17 protein-coding genes and 1 other RNA gene are annotated in these 14,719 nt (G+C 61.4%); 7 read left to right on the top strand and 11 right to left on the bottom strand.

The window, feature by feature from the left end:
- The first annotated feature begins 82 nt into the window (after nucleotides 1-82).
- The 5 genes from AC3IR3_RS18210 (at nucleotide 83) to AC3IR3_RS18190 (ending at nucleotide 6,532) form a co-directional block, all read left to right on the top strand.
- Entirely contained in the window at nucleotides 83-1,213 is a 1,131-nt protein-coding gene (locus AC3IR3_RS18210) for an AAA family ATPase (RefSeq protein WP_489194210.1), read from the top strand.
- Nucleotides 1,213-1,887 (top strand): DUF4276 family protein, encoded by a 675-nt coding sequence (locus AC3IR3_RS18205; RefSeq protein ID WP_489194209.1) that lies wholly within the window; start codon nucleotides 1,213-1,215, stop codon nucleotides 1,885-1,887. Before AC3IR3_RS18210 ends, AC3IR3_RS18205 begins: the two co-directional genes overlap by 1 nt.
- Before the next feature lie 187 nt (nucleotides 1,888-2,074).
- A complete protein-coding gene (locus AC3IR3_RS18200; RefSeq protein WP_489194208.1) occupies nucleotides 2,075-3,205 on the top strand; it encodes an acyltransferase family protein in 1,131 nt (376 codons plus the stop codon).
- A gap of 38 nt (nucleotides 3,206-3,243) precedes the next feature.
- A complete protein-coding gene (locus AC3IR3_RS18195; protein WP_489194207.1) occupies nucleotides 3,244-4,299 on the top strand; it encodes an aldo/keto reductase in 1,056 nt (351 codons plus the stop codon).
- A gap of 139 nt (nucleotides 4,300-4,438) precedes the next feature.
- Nucleotides 4,439-6,532 (top strand): TonB-dependent siderophore receptor, encoded by a 2,094-nt coding sequence (locus AC3IR3_RS18190; protein WP_489194205.1) that lies wholly within the window; start codon nucleotides 4,439-4,441, stop codon nucleotides 6,530-6,532.
- Between the two features lie 139 nt (nucleotides 6,533-6,671).
- Here AC3IR3_RS18190 and AC3IR3_RS18185 read toward each other — a convergent pair whose 3' ends face one another.
- From AC3IR3_RS18185 to AC3IR3_RS18155, 7 genes are all read right to left on the bottom strand, one after another.
- On the bottom strand, nucleotides 6,672-7,013 hold the full coding sequence (locus AC3IR3_RS18185; RefSeq protein ID WP_489194204.1) for a VOC family protein: 342 nt from the start codon (nucleotides 7,011-7,013) through the stop codon (nucleotides 6,672-6,674).
- 2 nt (nucleotides 7,014-7,015) lie between these two features.
- The gene (gene rpiA, locus AC3IR3_RS18180; protein WP_489194203.1) at nucleotides 7,016-7,654 is read right to left on the bottom strand and encodes a ribose-5-phosphate isomerase RpiA; all 639 of its coding nucleotides are present in this window, start codon (nucleotides 7,652-7,654) and stop codon (nucleotides 7,016-7,018) included.
- The gene (locus AC3IR3_RS18175; RefSeq protein ID WP_489194202.1) at nucleotides 7,651-8,109 is read right to left on the bottom strand and encodes an EVE domain-containing protein; all 459 of its coding nucleotides are present in this window, start codon (nucleotides 8,107-8,109) and stop codon (nucleotides 7,651-7,653) included. Before AC3IR3_RS18175 ends, rpiA begins: the two co-directional genes overlap by 4 nt.
- Nucleotides 8,106-8,708, bottom strand: coding sequence for a 5-formyltetrahydrofolate cyclo-ligase (locus tag AC3IR3_RS18170; protein ID WP_489194200.1), 603 nt, complete (start codon nucleotides 8,706-8,708; stop codon nucleotides 8,106-8,108). Before AC3IR3_RS18170 ends, AC3IR3_RS18175 begins: the two co-directional genes overlap by 4 nt.
- A 110-nt stretch (nucleotides 8,709-8,818) precedes the next feature.
- Nucleotides 8,819-9,001, bottom strand: a non-coding RNA gene (gene ssrS, locus AC3IR3_RS18165) — 6S RNA.
- An 8-nt stretch (nucleotides 9,002-9,009) separates the two neighbouring features.
- Nucleotides 9,010-9,324, bottom strand: a complete 315-nt coding sequence (locus AC3IR3_RS18160) for a cell division protein ZapA (protein ID WP_132146313.1) — start codon at nucleotides 9,322-9,324, stop codon at nucleotides 9,010-9,012.
- An 8-nt stretch (nucleotides 9,325-9,332) separates the two neighbouring features.
- On the bottom strand, nucleotides 9,333-9,557 hold the full coding sequence (locus AC3IR3_RS18155; RefSeq protein WP_132146316.1) for a TIGR02449 family protein: 225 nt from the start codon (nucleotides 9,555-9,557) through the stop codon (nucleotides 9,333-9,335).
- 103 nt (nucleotides 9,558-9,660) lie between these two features.
- Between AC3IR3_RS18155 and AC3IR3_RS18150 the strand changes: the two genes are divergently transcribed.
- On the top strand, nucleotides 9,661-10,227 hold the full coding sequence (locus AC3IR3_RS18150) for a UPF0149 family protein (RefSeq protein ID WP_489194198.1): 567 nt from the start codon (nucleotides 9,661-9,663) through the stop codon (nucleotides 10,225-10,227).
- Nucleotides 10,228-10,271: 44 nt separating this feature from the next.
- Complete coding sequence (locus tag AC3IR3_RS18145) at nucleotides 10,272-11,528, top strand: aminopeptidase P N-terminal domain-containing protein (RefSeq protein WP_489225029.1); 1,257 nt, start codon at nucleotides 10,272-10,274, stop codon at nucleotides 11,526-11,528.
- A gap of 24 nt (nucleotides 11,529-11,552) precedes the next feature.
- On the opposite strand, the gene cydX is transcribed toward AC3IR3_RS18145, so the two are convergent.
- Genes cydX through cydP form a run of 4 tightly spaced genes read right to left on the bottom strand, consistent with a single transcriptional unit; the run spans nucleotide 11,553 to nucleotide 14,631 of the window.
- Nucleotides 11,553-11,672 (bottom strand): cytochrome bd-I oxidase subunit CydX, encoded by a 120-nt coding sequence (cydX, locus tag AC3IR3_RS18140; protein WP_132146322.1) that lies wholly within the window; start codon nucleotides 11,670-11,672, stop codon nucleotides 11,553-11,555.
- Nucleotides 11,673-11,687: 15 nt separating this feature from the next.
- Nucleotides 11,688-12,818: a cytochrome d ubiquinol oxidase subunit II gene (gene cydB / locus AC3IR3_RS18135; protein WP_489194196.1), complete on the bottom strand. Its 1,131-nt coding sequence runs from the start codon at nucleotides 12,816-12,818 to the stop codon at nucleotides 11,688-11,690.
- An 11-nt stretch (nucleotides 12,819-12,829) separates the two neighbouring features.
- Nucleotides 12,830-14,398, bottom strand: coding sequence for a cytochrome ubiquinol oxidase subunit I (locus AC3IR3_RS18130; protein ID WP_489196964.1), 1,569 nt, complete (start codon nucleotides 14,396-14,398; stop codon nucleotides 12,830-12,832).
- Nucleotides 14,398-14,631 carry a cytochrome oxidase putative small subunit CydP gene (gene cydP, locus AC3IR3_RS18125; RefSeq protein WP_489194194.1) on the bottom strand — a complete coding sequence of 78 codons (234 nt, stop codon included), beginning with the start codon at nucleotides 14,629-14,631 and terminating at the stop codon, nucleotides 14,398-14,400. Before cydP ends, AC3IR3_RS18130 begins: the two co-directional genes overlap by 1 nt.
- Nucleotides 14,632-14,719 lie beyond the last annotated feature (88 nt).

Raw genomic sequence — 14,719 nt, 5'->3', positions numbered from 1 at the left:
TAGTGGCACGTATTCCAGCGACGGCGGCAGTCTTGCCCCCCTGTTGTCGACCTGATGTCAGTCAGCGCAGCAAGGCTGTAACATGGATAAACCGTACGGCCGCTTTGGACCGGGAATCATGCGAAAACTCGAAAAGATAACGATCAAGAACTACAAGTCGATTCGGGATCAAACGCTGGAGTTGGCGTCGCTGAACTTGTTTATTGGCGGGAATGGTGTGGGAAAGTCGAACCTGATATCGGCCTTCCGTTTTCTCAAGGAAATCGTCACGCAGAACCTCGGTGCCTATACATCGATAAAGGGTGGTGCGGACTCGCTTCTCTACTTCGGTCGTCGGGTGTCTCCGACAATGTCGTTCAAACTGGAGTTTGCCGCGGGCGATATAGCCAATGCGTACGAGGTTCAGTTGCTTCCGACAGACGACGATTTGCTGGCTATCCGGTCAGAAACAGCCTTCTACCATGATCGGAAGAGGTACGCCGACAAGCCTTATGACCTCCATGTTGCTTCGGTCAGCAAGGAATCGAAGCTTAAGGACCATGCGCATTTATGCGCGAAACAGGCATTGGCTGATCTTGAGAGCTATCGCGTATATCACTTTCATGACACAAGTGATGTGGCCGAAGTGAAACAATTGTGCGACGTCGAGGACAATAGGTTCCTCCGTCCGCAAGCTGAGAATCTAGCTGCGTTTCTGTACTGGATGCGCAAAAAGCACGTTGGTGTATACGACAACATTGTCGCGACAATTCGACAGGTCGCGCCTTTTTTTGACGATTTTCAGCTCGAACCATCTCGTCTGAACGAGTCAAAAATTCGTCTGGAGTGGCGTGAAAAGGGCAGTGATGCGTACTTCAATGCCCATAGTCTCTCCGATGGAACTCTTCGATTCATCTGTCTTACTACGCTATTGATGCAACCCACGATGCCGAGAATGATTCTTCTGGATGAGCCGGAGCTTGGACTTCATCCTGCCGCGATCACACTTCTGGCAGAGCTTCTCTCTGCGGCATCGACCCGGACGCAGGTGATCGCGGCCACGCAGTCGGTGACGCTAGTCAACCAGTTCGGACCGGAAGTGCTTTGGGCTGTGGACAGGCACGAAAGACAAACAGTATTCAGGCATCTGGCCGGTGTTGAAATGGATGCGTGGCTTGAAGACTATTCGATGGGTGAACTCTGGGAAAAGAATTTGCTTGGAGCACGTCCCTAATGGCTCGTATGCTCATTCTCGTCGAGGGCCAGACAGAGGAGCGCTTCGTCAAGGATGTTCTGGTTCCCGAATATTCTCCGCGTGGTTTGGACATTACTCCTGTCATTCTCACTACGAAGAAGGTCAAAGACGGACCGAATTTCAAGGGCGGAGTTTCCAGCTTTGCGAAGTTCAACAAGGATTTGTTGCCGCTTCTTAATAGCGGAGGTGCTTGGGTGACGACATTGCTTGATTACTACGCTCTTCCGGATGATTTTCCGGGAATGGCTACGCGTCCGGCAGGTGCCTCTCCGCGTGATCGTGTTCTTCATGTCGAAATGGAAATGCGGCGGCATTTCGCGCTGCCGAAGAAATTTTTTCCATTTCTTGCGCTGCATGAGTTTGAGGCGTGGTTATTCTCCGATTCAGAAGCGCTGCCCAACACGATGAGTGCGCCGGAATGCGTACAGAAGATGACGTCGATCATCGACGAGTTCGAGTCGCCAGAGCATATAAACGACAGGCCAGAGCTCGCGCCGTCGAAACGCGTGTTGTCGATGTTTCCGGGCTACCGGAAAAGGCTACATGGACCGACTGTTGTTCAGAGAATAGGGTTGGTAGCCGTTCGAAGGGCATGCCCTCATTTCTCGGCATGGTTGGATCGCCTTGACGGTATTGCCGTTGCAGGTGTTTAGGCGCTTTCGATCTGACGATGCAGGCGCAAAGTACGGGGCGTCCTGAGATAGGGCGACTTTGTGTGCCGATTGGTACATCCAGGCAGGACCATCACACGGCTTGCCGCATCCTGCCACCGTACCGCCTCATATCGCCTGCCGTGCGACATACCCCTGCGTAGAATCCGTTGGATTATCGGGGGGCACGATGAGTCGACTACCGGGGCTGGACCTGCTGCGCGCGATCGCGATCGTATGGGTGATGTTGTTTCATGCCTGGCTCGTGGGCGGTCTCGGTGCACAGTTCGAGGGCGTGCAGAACTACGGCTGGATGGGTGTCGACCTATTCTTCGTGCTCAGCGGTTACCTGATCGGAGCGCAGCTTCTGCGACCGCTCGCCGCCGGCGCGCCGCTGGATTTCGGCGGTTTCTATCTGCGCCGGACATTTCGCGTGTTGCCCGCTTATCTCGTGGTGCTGACGCTGTATTTCTGCGTGCCCGGGTTTCGTGAAAGGGAGGGTATCCAGCCGCTATGGCAATTCCTGACCTATACCGTCAATTTCCTGATCGACTACGAACACAACCAGGCGTTCTCGCATGTCTGGTCGTTGTGTGTGGAAGAGCATTTCTATCTGGTCTTTCCGTGGCTGGCCTGGTTCCTCGTGCGACGGCGTTCCGCCACCGCCGTCGTCGCCACGTGCGTCGTCATCGTACTTTGCGGCATGCTGCTTCGTGGCCTGCTCTGGAAAGGCAACGACCACTTCGTCGAACTGATTTATTTTCCGACCTATAACCGGCTCGACGGTTTGCTCGCGGGCGTGCTGCTGGCGACATTGGAACTATTCCGGCCACGTATCTGGGTGTGGATGCAGGCATGCGCCAATACGGTGCTCTTGCCTGCGGGCATCGCTGTGTTCGTGGCGTCGTGCATCGTGTTCTCGAACCGCGCGGGCTTGTTCGCCACCGTGGTCGGTTACCCGCTGCTGTCGCTGGGTATGGCGTTACTGGTTGCCTCGGCGACGGCGCCGCAAAGTTTTGTCGCGCGTATCCGGATTCCCGGTGCGAGCTGGCTCGCGCTGACGTCGTACAGCCTGTACCTCGTCCATAAGGCCGTGTTCGGCATGGTTGCCGCGTCGATGCCCGAATGGCTGGCGCATCGTGGTTTCGTCACATTTCTGGCCTATGCGATTCCCTCGCTGTTCGCGGGCGCGGTCCTGCATTACGCCGTCGAAAAGCCGTTCCTCCGGTTGCGCGACTGGCTTCTCCCCTCGCGTAGCAAAGAATTTGAGGTTGCCTCTCGTAATAATTCTTCATTTTACGATGCCCGTTCGGACGCCTAAGGTAGGAGATCCATCTCTCCCTCCCCAAGGTGACAACCATGCAGTACAGGCTACTCGGCCGCTCGGGCCTGAAAGTTTCCACGCTGACCATGGGAACGATGACGTTCGGCGGCCAGGGCAAGTTTGCATCCGTCGGTAGTTCGGGTGTCGACGAAGCGCGTCGTCTGATCGATATGTGCCTCGATGCCGGCGTGAACCTGATCGATACCGCGAACGTGTACTCCGATGGCGCGTCGGAAGAAATCATCGGCGAAGTGCTGGGCGGCAAGCGCCCCGGTGACGTGCTGATTGCAACGAAGGCGCGCTTTCCGATGGGCAGCGGCCCGAACGACGGCGGCCTGTCGCGTTATCACCTCATTCGCGAGTGCGAGGCGAGCCTGAAACGCCTGCGCACCGATGTGATCGATCTGTACCAGGTCCACCAGTGGGACGGCCAGACGCCGCTGGAAGAGACGCTGGAAGCACTCGATACGCTGGTGCGTCAGGGCAAGGTGCGTTATCTCGGCTGCTCGAATTATTCCGGGTGGCATCTTATGAAGGCACTCGGCATCAGCGAGCGCGAACATCGTCAGCGCTTTGTCAGCCAGCAGATTCATTACACGCTGGAGGCGCGCGAAGCCGAATACGAACTGCTGCCGATTTCCGTCGACCAGGGCCTGGGCGTACTGGTATGGAGCCCGCTGGCCGGTGGCCTGCTTTCCGGTAAGCATCGTCGCGATGCCAAAGCACCCGAGGGCTCACGTCAGCTTTCCGGCTGGACCGAGCCGCCGATTCGCGACGAGGAGCGTCTGTGGCGCATCGTCGACACGCTGGTTTCGGTAGCCGCCGCGCACGGCGTTTCCGCGGCGCAGGTCGCTTTGGCCTGGTTGCTGGAACGTCCCGCCGTCACGTCGCTGGTTATCGGCGGCCGGACCGAGGCCCAGTTCCGGGACAACCTCGCCGCTGCCGACCTGAAACTCACGGCGGAGGAACGCCAGCGCCTCGACGACGTCAGCGCCCCGCCGATCCTCTATCCGTACTGGCATCAGCTGCTGACGGCCAGCGATCGGCTGGGCTCGGCGGATAAGGCGCTGTTCGGTTCGTTGATGGACTGAGCGGGGCGCAATCGACGGGCCGATGAGACGAAACGGGACTGGGCGTAGCGAATAAGAACCATTATCATTCGTTACTTCGCTGCCTTCGGGCGGCTCAGGGGCAGGGATAGCCACCGTTTCGTCTCATCAGGTCGCATCCATGCCCGTATCGCTTACAAAGCGCGCGCTCCTTGTCGCGCTCACGCTTGCATTCGCCCAGACCGCCGCAGCGGCGGACGAGCCGTCCCAGCAGAAGAAGGACGACAGCAAGGCCGCCGTCCCGCTGGACGCCGTCAACGTGGTCTATTCCAGCACCAAGACCGTCACCGCCGCCGTGGCTATTCCGCAGTCGGTCAGCGCCGTGACGCCCGATCGCATGCATGCCTATGGCGTACAGGGCCTGGACGAATCGGTGCGCTATCTGGCCGGGGTGGTCAGCGGCGGCTACGGCACGGACCCGCGCAGCGACTGGATTCTGGTGCGTGGCTACGATCCGGCGCGTTACCTCGATGGTCTGCCGATGCCCAGCGGTAGCTGGACGTCCGACTCGCGCGTCGAACCATACGGTCTCGAACGCGTCGAAGTGAACAAAGGCCCGTCGTCGGCCATGTATGGCCAGCTGCCGCCTGGCGGCATGATCGATATGACCAGCAAGCGTCCGAGTCTGGAAGCGCCGCGCGAAGTGGAAGCCACGGTCGGCAGTTTCGACCAGCGCCAGCTCGCCGCCGACGTGGGCGGTCAGCTGGATTCCGAAGGTAAGGTTCTCTATCGCCTCGTCGGACTGGGGCGCGAAGGCGACGCTGCGCTCGATCATTCGAAAGACAATCGCTACTACTTCGCGCCCAGTCTTTCGTGGAAGCCGGACGACGACACGTCGCTGACGCTGCTTGCGCGCTGGCACCAGACCTACTCCGATGGCGTGGGCGGGTTCCTGCCGTCTGTCGGCACGCTTTATCCGAACCCGAATGGCCAGATTCCACGCAACGTGAATCCCGGCGAGCCGGATTACGACTCGTATCGTAAGAAGGACAAATCGATCGGCTGGGAATTCACCCACCGCATCGACGATGTCTGGTCGTTGCGGCAGGACCTTCGCGTGCAGAGCGCCAGCGTCGATCACAGGTCGATCGGCAGCCTCGGCTTCGAGCCCGGCAGCCTGACCACGATCTCGCGTTACAACTTCCCGCTGGTCGACCAGACGCATCTGTTCGCCGTCGATAACCAGGCCGAAGCGAAATTCGCCACGGGCAGCGTCGCGCATACGGTGCTGATGGGCGTGGATTATCAGCGCAACCACGACAATTACCGCTCGGGTTTCGGCAGCGCGCCGTCCCTGAATATCTACGATCCCGTCTACGGTGTGCCTATCCCCGATGCGCCGGTGTCGACACATACCGATACGACGCTGAAGCAGTTGGGTGCGTATGTGCAGGATCAGATCGAGGTCGGCAAGTGGGGCATCGTTGCCAGTGGCCGCAAGGACTGGGTGACCAACGATATCAAGGACGTGCTGGCCGATACGTCGCGCACGCAGAAGGACAATGCGCTCTCGGGCCGTCTTGGCGTCAATTACAAAACCGACATCGGCATCGTTCCTTACCTGGCCTATTCGCATTCGTTCAGAACGACCGTAGGCCAGACCTTCGACGGCAAGGCGTTCGAGCCGACGACGGGCGACCAGTACGAAGCGGGTGTGAAATATCAGACGCCGAACGGCCGCACGCTGATCAGCGCGGCGGTGTACCAGCTGACCCAGCGCAACGCGCTGACGGTCGATCCGGATCACCTGTTCTTCTCGTTGCAGCAGGGCAAGACGCGTACGCGTGGCGGCGAGATCGAAGCCAATGTCGCCGTGACGGACAACTTCTCGATGACCGCGGCGTATGCCTATACGGATGCGAAGGTCGTGGAAGCGAACGATGCGTCACGTGGCAAACAGGTGGCCTTGGTGCCGAAGCGGCAGGCGTCGGTATCGGCCGATTATTCGCTGCATGGTGGCGTGCTGGACGGGTTTGGCTTCGGTGGCGGGATTCGCTATATCGGCGAGCACTACGGCGATGCGCCCAATGACTGGCGTACCGGGGGTTATGTGCTGTTCGATGCGAACGCGCACTACACGAAGGAGCGCTGGACGTTCCAGGTGACGGCGGCGAATCTGTTCGGCCGGAATTATGTCACGGCGTGTAACAGCGGAATCTGGTGCTATTACGGGTATCCGCGCACGATGACGGCTTCGGCACGGTATCGGTGGTGAGCGGCGATAACCGGTCGCCTCGCACTGGGTTCCTGCCTGCGCAGGAACGACGCCGAGGGTTACTGACGCGTTTCTGTATACCTCGCAAGCAGGGGCCCAGAGCGACCACGCAGGGCAGGCGATTAACTCCCGACCGCTCTTACCCGTGCGCAGCAACCACCGCGGCAAGCTCGTTCCCGTTCGGATCGAGAAAATGAAACCGCCGACCACCCGGAAACGCAAAGATCGGCCGGACGATGGTCGCGCCAGCGGCGATGACCGTGGCGAGCGTCGCTTCCAGATCGTCGACTTCGATCACCGGCAGCGGCGCACGCGTCGCTTCGGCGGCATCGCCCTGAAGTCCGACATCCACATCGCCGGTCGTGGTGGCGGCGTAGCTCAGCCCGAACGATGTCATGTCCCACCCGAACACATCCGTATAGAACCGTTGGGCGGCCCCGATATCGGCGGCGGGCAATTCGATGTAGTTCGGACGGGCCATGATCAGATTTCCCGGTTGCCTACCAGCACGACGTCGGCGGGACGCCTGGCGAACAGACCCACGGCGACGACGCCGGTGATCTGGTTGATATCGGCTTCCAGCGCTACCGGATCGGTGATGCGCCAGCCGTGCACGTCGATGATCCAGTTGCCGTTGTCGGTGAGCGTGCCGTCGCGCCAGACCGGCTGACCGCCGCGACGCGCGATCTCGCGCGCCACATGGCTGCGTGCCATCGGAATGACTTCGATCGGTAGCGGAAACGTGCCGAGCACGTCCACCAGCTTGGTCGAATCGATGATGCAGACGAAGCGCTCGGACGCGGCGGCGACGATCTTCTCGCGCGTCAGCGCGGCACCGCCACCCTTGATCAGGCGCTTGTGCGGATCGCATTCGTCGGCACCGTCGACGTAAAGCGCCAGCGGGCCGGCGGCATTGAGGTCCAGCACCGGAATGCCGTACTTCTTCAGGCGTTCGGTGGATTGCTCCGAGCTGGAAACCGCGCCTTCGATGCGGTCGCGTACATCGGCCAGCGCGTCGATGAAGTAGTTGACCGTGGAGCCGGTGCCGACGCCGATGACGCCTTTTTCGACAAAGCGGATCGCGGCTTCGCCGGCCAGTCGCTTCTCGTTCGCCTGGTTCATTTCTTTTCCAGTGACAGGATGAAATCCCAGTCGCCCTTGGCGACGGGCATGACGGACAGACGGTTGCCCTTGCGCACCAGGGCCATATCGGCGAGTTCGTCGCGACCCTTGAGTTCGTCGAGCGAGATGGTGCGCGCGAGCTTGCGTTCGAACTTCACGTCCACATGCACCCAGCGCGGTTCTTCGCGCGTGGCTTTTTCGTCGTAATACTTGCTCTTCGCATTGAACTGGCTTTCGTCCGGATAAGCCGGCGAAGCCACCGTCGCGATGCCGACGATGCCGGGGATGTCGCAGTTCGAATGGTAGAAGAAGATCTTGTCGCCGACCTTCATACCGTCGCGCATGAAGTTGCGCGCCTGGTAATTGCGGACGCCGTCCCAGGGTTCGCTGCCTTTGCGTTTGAGGTCGTCGATGGAGAACGCATCCGGTTCGGACTTCATCAACCAGTATTTCATTCGGCGGTACCGGTGCAGTCGATCAGTTCTTTATCGGTGGCGATGTAGTCGAGTTTGACGTCCCATTCGGCCGTGACGATGTCGTCCAGCTCCTGGAACGAATAGCCGATACCGACCAGCAGCGGCTGCGTCGGGCGCGTCTGCCCGCGCAGGAAGGCGAAGCTGCGGTCGTAATAGCCGCCGCCGAAGCCAAGGCGATTGCCGCGACGGTCGAAACCGAGCAGCGGGACGAGCACGAGGTCGAGCTTCTCCGGTCCCACGCCTTTGTCGCTGGGCGTCGGCTCGGGAATGCCCAGGCGGCTGGGCTTGATGTCGTCGCCGGTTGCCCAGGGTTCGAACGTCAGGCGCTTATCGGTGCCTACCACCGGCAGGTAGAACTGCTGGCCGCGACTGGCGAGCGGCGCGATGGCCATGTTCAGCGGCAGCTCGCCGCCCGTCGCCCAGTAGCCGGCGACGTGGACATCGGTGAGGAATTCGGGGAGCTGTTCCAGCGAATGGCGCAGACCCTGTGCGGCCGCGACGCGTTCGGCGGGCTTGAGCTGACGACGGCGCTGGACGAGATTGCCGCGGATTTCGCCTCTCTCGGACTGCTTTGGCATGGGTCGGTTACCCGGGGTGAGAGGTGGGGTTGCCGTCTAGCCGCTGCATCCAGAGGACGGATGAAGCGCTGACCGGCCACGTGGGTGGCCGGTCGGCCTTGAAAGGAGAGGCGTTCTCCGCGATGCCGCTGCGCACCAAACGACCTTGATCCAAAGGATCAGGTGGGAGGACCACATGACTTCGAGGCTTTCCGCACGTGGCGGACATGCACAACCGTCATGAAAAGCCGACCCGGGGTCGTATGTAGGAACAAGGCAAATGTAAAGTGCGCTGGCGAACACCGCAGGGAACGCCCGGAATCTATTTTACAGACGCGTCGAGCATGCCATCAAGTTTTCTGCGCAAAGAAGCCAGGCCGTCAGTCAGCACCTGTTCCTGGGAGTCGTGCTCCTTTCGGAGCACGAGCAGGTCGTGGGCGATACTGACGGCGGCCAGAACGGCCACGCGGTCGAAGCCGGGAACCTTGGCGTTGGACTTCACTTCACGCATCTTGCCGTCGAGGAACTGGGCGGCGGCGATCAGGCCCGGGCGCTCTTCGGGAGCGCAGGCTATGTGAAATTCGCGGTCGAGGAGGCGCAGGGCGACCGGCTCGCTGGTACTCGTCGTAGTGCTCATGAGGTCTCTCAGCCGGTGTTTTCGAGCGCCTTGAGGCGCTGGATCATTGCTTCGACGCGACTGCGAGCCTGCTCGTTGCGCGCCATCAGGCCGGCACGTTCATGCGCCAGTTGTTCCTGACTGTGTCGCAGGCTTCGGTTTTCTTCGGTCAGGCGCCGAACGGTTTCCACGAGCCGGTCGAGCGTGGAGCTCAGGGCCTCGATTTCTGCTTTGACCGTGTCCGGTGTCGTCATGCGCCGAACTATAACAGGACGTATGGGCTTGTCAGCAGGTAGCGAAGGCACCACATCCGGGGGTGGATTAAACTCTCCCTTTCGCCCTTACCGGAGCCGTGCCATGCCGGCCAATCCGTCCGTCGAACCCGACGACATCTTCGACCTCGTGAATCGCCTGAAGCTCGCCACCACGGTAAGCGAACTGCATGGCTCGCTCGCGGGATTCATCAGCGGCGGCGGCCGTTTCCATACCGGTGGCGTACTCGAAGCCCTTCATCTTGAAGCCGGCACGACAGCGACGGAAGACGACCTGAAGCTACTGAGTCGTTTTCGTGGCGAAACGGAAAAGGACCTGGACAATTCCGACCTCATCTTCCAGCCCTGGCTGCCCGACGACGATTCGTCGTTGACCGAGCGCGCCGAAGCGCTGGTGGAGTGGACGCGCGGCTTCCTGGGCGGTCTCGGTCTGGGCGGCGCGGCACGAGCCAAGGGAAAGCTCAGCGAGGAGGCGCAGGAAGTCCTGAAGGACATGGCCACCATCGCCAGCACCGAATTCGATTTCGCCGAGGACTCCGAGGAAGACGAGGACTCGCTGATCGAAATCACCGAGTTCGTCCGCGTCGGGGCGCTTCTCCTGCATGCGGAACTGAGCAACGTGGAACGGCCGGCCAGCGACACGCTGCATTGATCGCTCCCGCCGAATACGTCCGGCGGCGCCGGGAACTGATGCGCATGGCGGGAGAGGACGCCGTCCTCCTCGTGGCCGCCGCGCCCGAGCGCATGCGCAATGCCGACGCACCCTGGCCGTACCGGCAGGATTCCGATTTCCACTATCTGACCGGTTTTCCGGAGCCCGAGGCCGTGCTGGCGCTGATGCCGGGCCGTGCGCATGGGGAAGTGGTGCTGTTTTGCCGGGAACGCGACGCGGAACGCGAGCGCTGGGACGGCGAGCGCATCGGCACGGACCGCGCCGTGCGCGAGTTCAGGGTCGACGACGCGTTCCCCATCGACGATATCGACGACATCCTGCCCGGCATGATCGAGGGCAGGGCGCGCGTGTACTGTCATTTTGGCCGCGAGCCCGATTTCGACGCGCGGTTGCTGGCGTGGATGCGCCGCTTGCGCACCGCGCGTGGCGGCGGGGTGGTGCCGAAGGATCTGGTCGCGCTGGGACATCTTCTCCACGACATGCGGCTGTTCAAGTCGCGCGACGAAATGGCTTTGATGCGGCGTTCCGCCGAAGTTGCCTCGGCGGCGCATCTGGCGGCAATGGACGTCGCGCGTCCTGGCGTCGCGGAATACGAAGTCGAGGGCGAAATGTTGCGCGTCATGCGCGGTCGCGGTGCGGTCCCGGCGTTTCCGCCGACGATCGCGGGCGGCGCGAATGCGTGCGTCATGCACTATCAGGCCAACCGGGCCACGCTGCGTTCGGGCGACCTTTTGCTGATCGATGCGGGTGCCGAAGTCGAGTGCTATGCCTCGGATATCACCCGCACCTTTCCGGTCAACGGACATTTCTCGGCCGAACAGCGTGCGCTGTACGACATTGTGCTGGACGCGCAGCTTGCCGCTATCGATGAGGTGCGTCCCGGACGTTCCTTCGGAGCCGCGCACGATGCGGCCGTTCGTGTCATCGCCCGGGGCCTGTGCTCGCTGGGTCTGATCAAGGGAAGCGTGGACAGTGCGATCGCGGACGGTTCGTACCGTGAGTACTTCCCCAGCAAGACCGGCCACTGGCTCGGCCTGGACGTTCACGACGTCGGCGATTACCGCATCGACGGAGAACCGCGCGTGCTGGAAGAAGGCATGGTCGTCACGGTCGAGCCGGGCATCTACGTGCCGCCCGGCGACCGCAAGGTGGACGAGCGCTGGCGCGGCATCGGCATCCGCATCGAAGACGATGTGGCGGTGACGAAGTCCGCGCCCGAAGTACTGACGGCGGCGGTACCGAAGCTTCCGGAAGAGCTGGAAGGTCTGCTAAGCCGCTGAAGCGCACTCCTGCACGCAGAGCAGCTAGCGGCGATCCTTCGCCGCGTGTGCCTCGTCGTCCGCGTTTACCTCGAACCAGATCGCATTCAGGATGCCGAATGCGCAGGCGAGTCCGAGTCCGAGAATCCAGGCGAAATACCACATGGCATCGTGCTCCTTTCAGTACATGCCGTGCGATTTGCGCACGTGCTCAAGCGTAACCCGGCCGCGCATCACCCGATACACCCAGCTGGTGTAAAGAATGATGATCGGCATGAAGATGGCGGCGAGGACAAGCATCGTCAGCAAGGTGCCCCGGCTCGACGACGCGTCCCAGATCGTCAGGCTGGATACGGGGTCCAGCGTCGACGGCATCAGGAAGGGGAATAGCGCGAAACCCGCCGACGCAATCGTGCCGCCCACGGCCAGGGTGCTCGACGCGAACCCCGCGAAACCACGGCGACCGACGAAGAGCTGCACGCCGATAGCGCCGAGAATGCCGGCGACGGGGGCGAGCCAGAACCAGGGATGCGTGAGATAGCCCGCAAACCACGTACCGCCCATCGCCACCTGCTTCGCCAGGGGATTGGAGACGCCGTCGGTAACGACGGGACCCGAGATCGCGAAGCCCGGAATGCCATAGGCCAACCAGATGCCTGCGGCGACATACAGCACGACATAGGCAAGCGATGCGATACGGGCCACATGCGCGGCACGCGCGGCGATCGTGTGATCGGCCTTCATCGCCGCCCACGTGGCGCCATGCGCGGTAAGCATCGACAGGCTGACCAGTCCGGTCAGTAGCGCGAACGGTTTGAACAGCGCGAAGAAACCGCCGTCCCATGCCATGCGCAGGTCGGCATCGAAACGGAACGGCAGGCCGAGGAACAGGTTGCCGAACGCGACGCCGCATACCAGCATCACGATCACCCCCGACGCGATAAGCGCGCTGTCCCATACCAGCTTCCAGCGGGGATTCTCCACTTTTTCGCGGAAGTTGAAGCCGACGGGTCGCACGATGAACGCGAGCAGCAACACGAACATCGCGACATACAGTCCGGAGAACGATGCGGCGTACAGCAGCGGCCATGCGGCGAATACCGCGCCGCCGCCCAGAATGAACCACACCTGGTTGCCTTCCCATGTCGGTTCGATGGTTTCCAGCAATACGATGCGTTCGTCCTCGGTGCGGCCGAGCACGCGCAGCAGTGCCGCGACACCGAAATCGAAGCCATCCATGATGGCGAAGCCGGTCAGCAGCACACCGATCAGCGCCCACCAGATCACGCGTAGCACTTCATAGTCGAACATGATGTTCTCCTTCAGGTCGTGGCTGCGGTGACGGGAATGGCATCCGGACGTGACGGCCAGAGGCCCAGCCCATCCGGTCCTTTACGTGCGAACTTCAGCATCAGGTAGCCGTCGATAATCGCCAGCGCCGTATAGAACAGCACGAACCCACTCAGCGATATCCATACCTGCCCGGCTGTCAGCGACGAGGCGCCGAGTGCCGTCGGCAGCACACCTTCGATGGCCCAGGGCTGGCGACCGTATTCGGCGACGATCCAGCCGAGTTCGGCGGCCACCCAGGGCAACGGAAGACTCCAGAAGGCGATGGTCAGGAAGCCGCGACCGTCGAGGCGTCGTTTGCTGGCACGCCAGAAGGCGTAGCCAAAAAGCAGGATGAAATACATGCCGCACGCGACCATGATGCGGAACGACCAGAACAGCACGGGCACATTCGGAACGGTGCTGTCGGCAGCCTTCTGGATATCTTCGGGTGTGGCCTTGCGCGGATCGTCCATGAAGCGCTTCAGCAGTAGCGCATACCCCATGTCCTTGTCGTGCAGCGCGAGAATGGCGCGTGCCTGTGCGTCGTTTTTGTTTTCCCGCAGGACGAGCATGGCGTCGTATGCGCGGATACCGTTGCCGATGCGGATCTTCGCGTCGTCGACCAGGTTGCGGATGCCGGGAATCGGTGTGTCGATGGAGCGCGTACCGATCAGACCCATCAACCAGGGCACGCGGATGGCCAGATGCGTTTCGTGCGTTTTCACGTCGGGCAGGCCGAATAGCGTGAACGAAGCGGGCGCCGGCTCGGTTTCCCACATGGCCTCGATGGCGGCCATCTTCATTTTCTGGTTTTCGGAAACCGAATAGCCCGATTCGTCGCCGAGTACGACGACCGACAGCGCGGCGGCCAGCCCGAAGCTGGCGGCGACGGTCATCGAGCGCTTCGCGAAATCGATATTTCGCCCGCGCAGCAGGTACCAGGCGCTGATCGAGAGTACGAACATCGCACCCATCGTGTAGCCGGCGCTTACCGTGTGCACGAACTTCGCCTGTGCCACCGGATTCAGGATCACATCCTTGAACGAGGTGACCTCCATGCGCATTGTTTCGGGATTGAAGGCGGCACCGACGGGATTCTGCATCCAGGCGTTCGCGATCAGGATCCACAGCGCGGAAAGGCTGGTCGCCAGCGCCAGGAACCACGTTACTAGCAGGTGTTTCACGCGGGAAATGCGATCCCAGCCGAAGAAGAACAGGCCGACCAGCGTGCCTTCGAGGAAGAACGCCATCATGCCTTCGATGGCCAGCGGCGCGCCGAAAATATCGCCGACGTAGTGCGAGTAATACGCCCAGTTCGTACCGAACTGGAATTCCATCGTGACGCCGGTGGCGACGCCCATGGCGAAGTTGATGCCGAACAGCACGCCCCAGAACTGCGTCATTTTCTTCCAGACCTCGCGGCCGGTCATGACGTAGACGCTCTCCATGATGGCGAGCATGAAGGCCAGGCCCAGGGTCAGCGGCACGAAAAGGAAGTGATAAAGCGCGGTCAACGCGAACTGCAGCCGCGACAACCCGACGACATCGGGATCGACGATCATGGTTGGTGTTCCTTGGCTTGGATGGCGGTAGCGGAAGAGGCGGGAGCCAGCACCTTGCCCATGGCGTCGGGCGATGTGTCGGCGCGCGGCAGTGGCCGGATGGCGACGTACCAGATCAGCATGAGAGCGGCGAGCTTGATGACGACGATGACGGCCAGCTCGAGAGCAAGCCTCGGAAGAGGACGCCTATCGCGCCAGCGTCGCGTACGTCGTTGAACCCATGCGTCCATCGAACGGCTCCGGTTGTCTCCCCTTGGCCGACATCCTAACGCCGGCAGGTGAAATTCGCGGTATGGCCGATTGTCGCAAGCGACCGTC

The sequence above is a fragment of the Luteibacter sp. GL_149 genome (assembly GCF_057834065.1).
Note: the sequence above shows the minus strand (reverse complement) of the source record. Positions and strands in the feature narration are given on the sequence as shown.

What these genes read in the sequence shown, in the direction of transcription:
- AC3IR3_RS18185 (WP_489194204.1), bottom strand. Translation starts at nt 7,013, where the DNA reads ATGGCCCGTCCGAACTACATCGAATTGCCCGCCGCCGATATCGGGGCC.
- rpiA (WP_489194203.1), bottom strand. Translation starts at nt 7,654, where the DNA reads ATGAACCAGGCGAACGAGAAGCGACTGGCCGGCGAAGCCGCGATCCGC.
- AC3IR3_RS18190 (WP_489194205.1), top strand. Translation starts at nt 4,439, where the DNA reads ATGCCCGTATCGCTTACAAAGCGCGCGCTCCTTGTCGCGCTCACGCTT.
- AC3IR3_RS18145 (WP_489225029.1), top strand. Translation starts at nt 10,272, where the DNA reads ATGGCGGGAGAGGACGCCGTCCTCCTCGTGGCCGCCGCGCCCGAGCGC.
- cydP (WP_489194194.1), bottom strand. Translation starts at nt 14,631, where the DNA reads ATGGACGCATGGGTTCAACGACGTACGCGACGCTGGCGCGATAGGCGT.
- AC3IR3_RS18200 (WP_489194208.1), top strand. Translation starts at nt 2,075, where the DNA reads ATGAGTCGACTACCGGGGCTGGACCTGCTGCGCGCGATCGCGATCGTA.
- cydX (WP_132146322.1), bottom strand. Translation starts at nt 11,672, where the DNA reads ATGTGGTATTTCGCCTGGATTCTCGGACTCGGACTCGCCTGCGCATTC.
- AC3IR3_RS18155 (WP_132146316.1), bottom strand. Translation starts at nt 9,557, where the DNA reads ATGACGACACCGGACACGGTCAAAGCAGAAATCGAGGCCCTGAGCTCC.
- AC3IR3_RS18210 (WP_489194210.1), top strand. Translation starts at nt 83, where the DNA reads ATGGATAAACCGTACGGCCGCTTTGGACCGGGAATCATGCGAAAACTC.
- AC3IR3_RS18170 (WP_489194200.1), bottom strand. Translation starts at nt 8,708, where the DNA reads ATGCCAAAGCAGTCCGAGAGAGGCGAAATCCGCGGCAATCTCGTCCAG.
- AC3IR3_RS18175 (WP_489194202.1), bottom strand. Translation starts at nt 8,109, where the DNA reads ATGAAATACTGGTTGATGAAGTCCGAACCGGATGCGTTCTCCATCGAC.
- AC3IR3_RS18205 (WP_489194209.1), top strand. Translation starts at nt 1,213, where the DNA reads ATGGCTCGTATGCTCATTCTCGTCGAGGGCCAGACAGAGGAGCGCTTC.
- AC3IR3_RS18195 (WP_489194207.1), top strand. Translation starts at nt 3,244, where the DNA reads ATGCAGTACAGGCTACTCGGCCGCTCGGGCCTGAAAGTTTCCACGCTG.
- cydB (WP_489194196.1), bottom strand. Translation starts at nt 12,818, where the DNA reads ATGTTCGACTATGAAGTGCTACGCGTGATCTGGTGGGCGCTGATCGGT.
- AC3IR3_RS18160 (WP_132146313.1), bottom strand. Translation starts at nt 9,324, where the DNA reads ATGAGCACTACGACGAGTACCAGCGAGCCGGTCGCCCTGCGCCTCCTC.
- AC3IR3_RS18150 (WP_489194198.1), top strand. Translation starts at nt 9,661, where the DNA reads ATGCCGGCCAATCCGTCCGTCGAACCCGACGACATCTTCGACCTCGTG.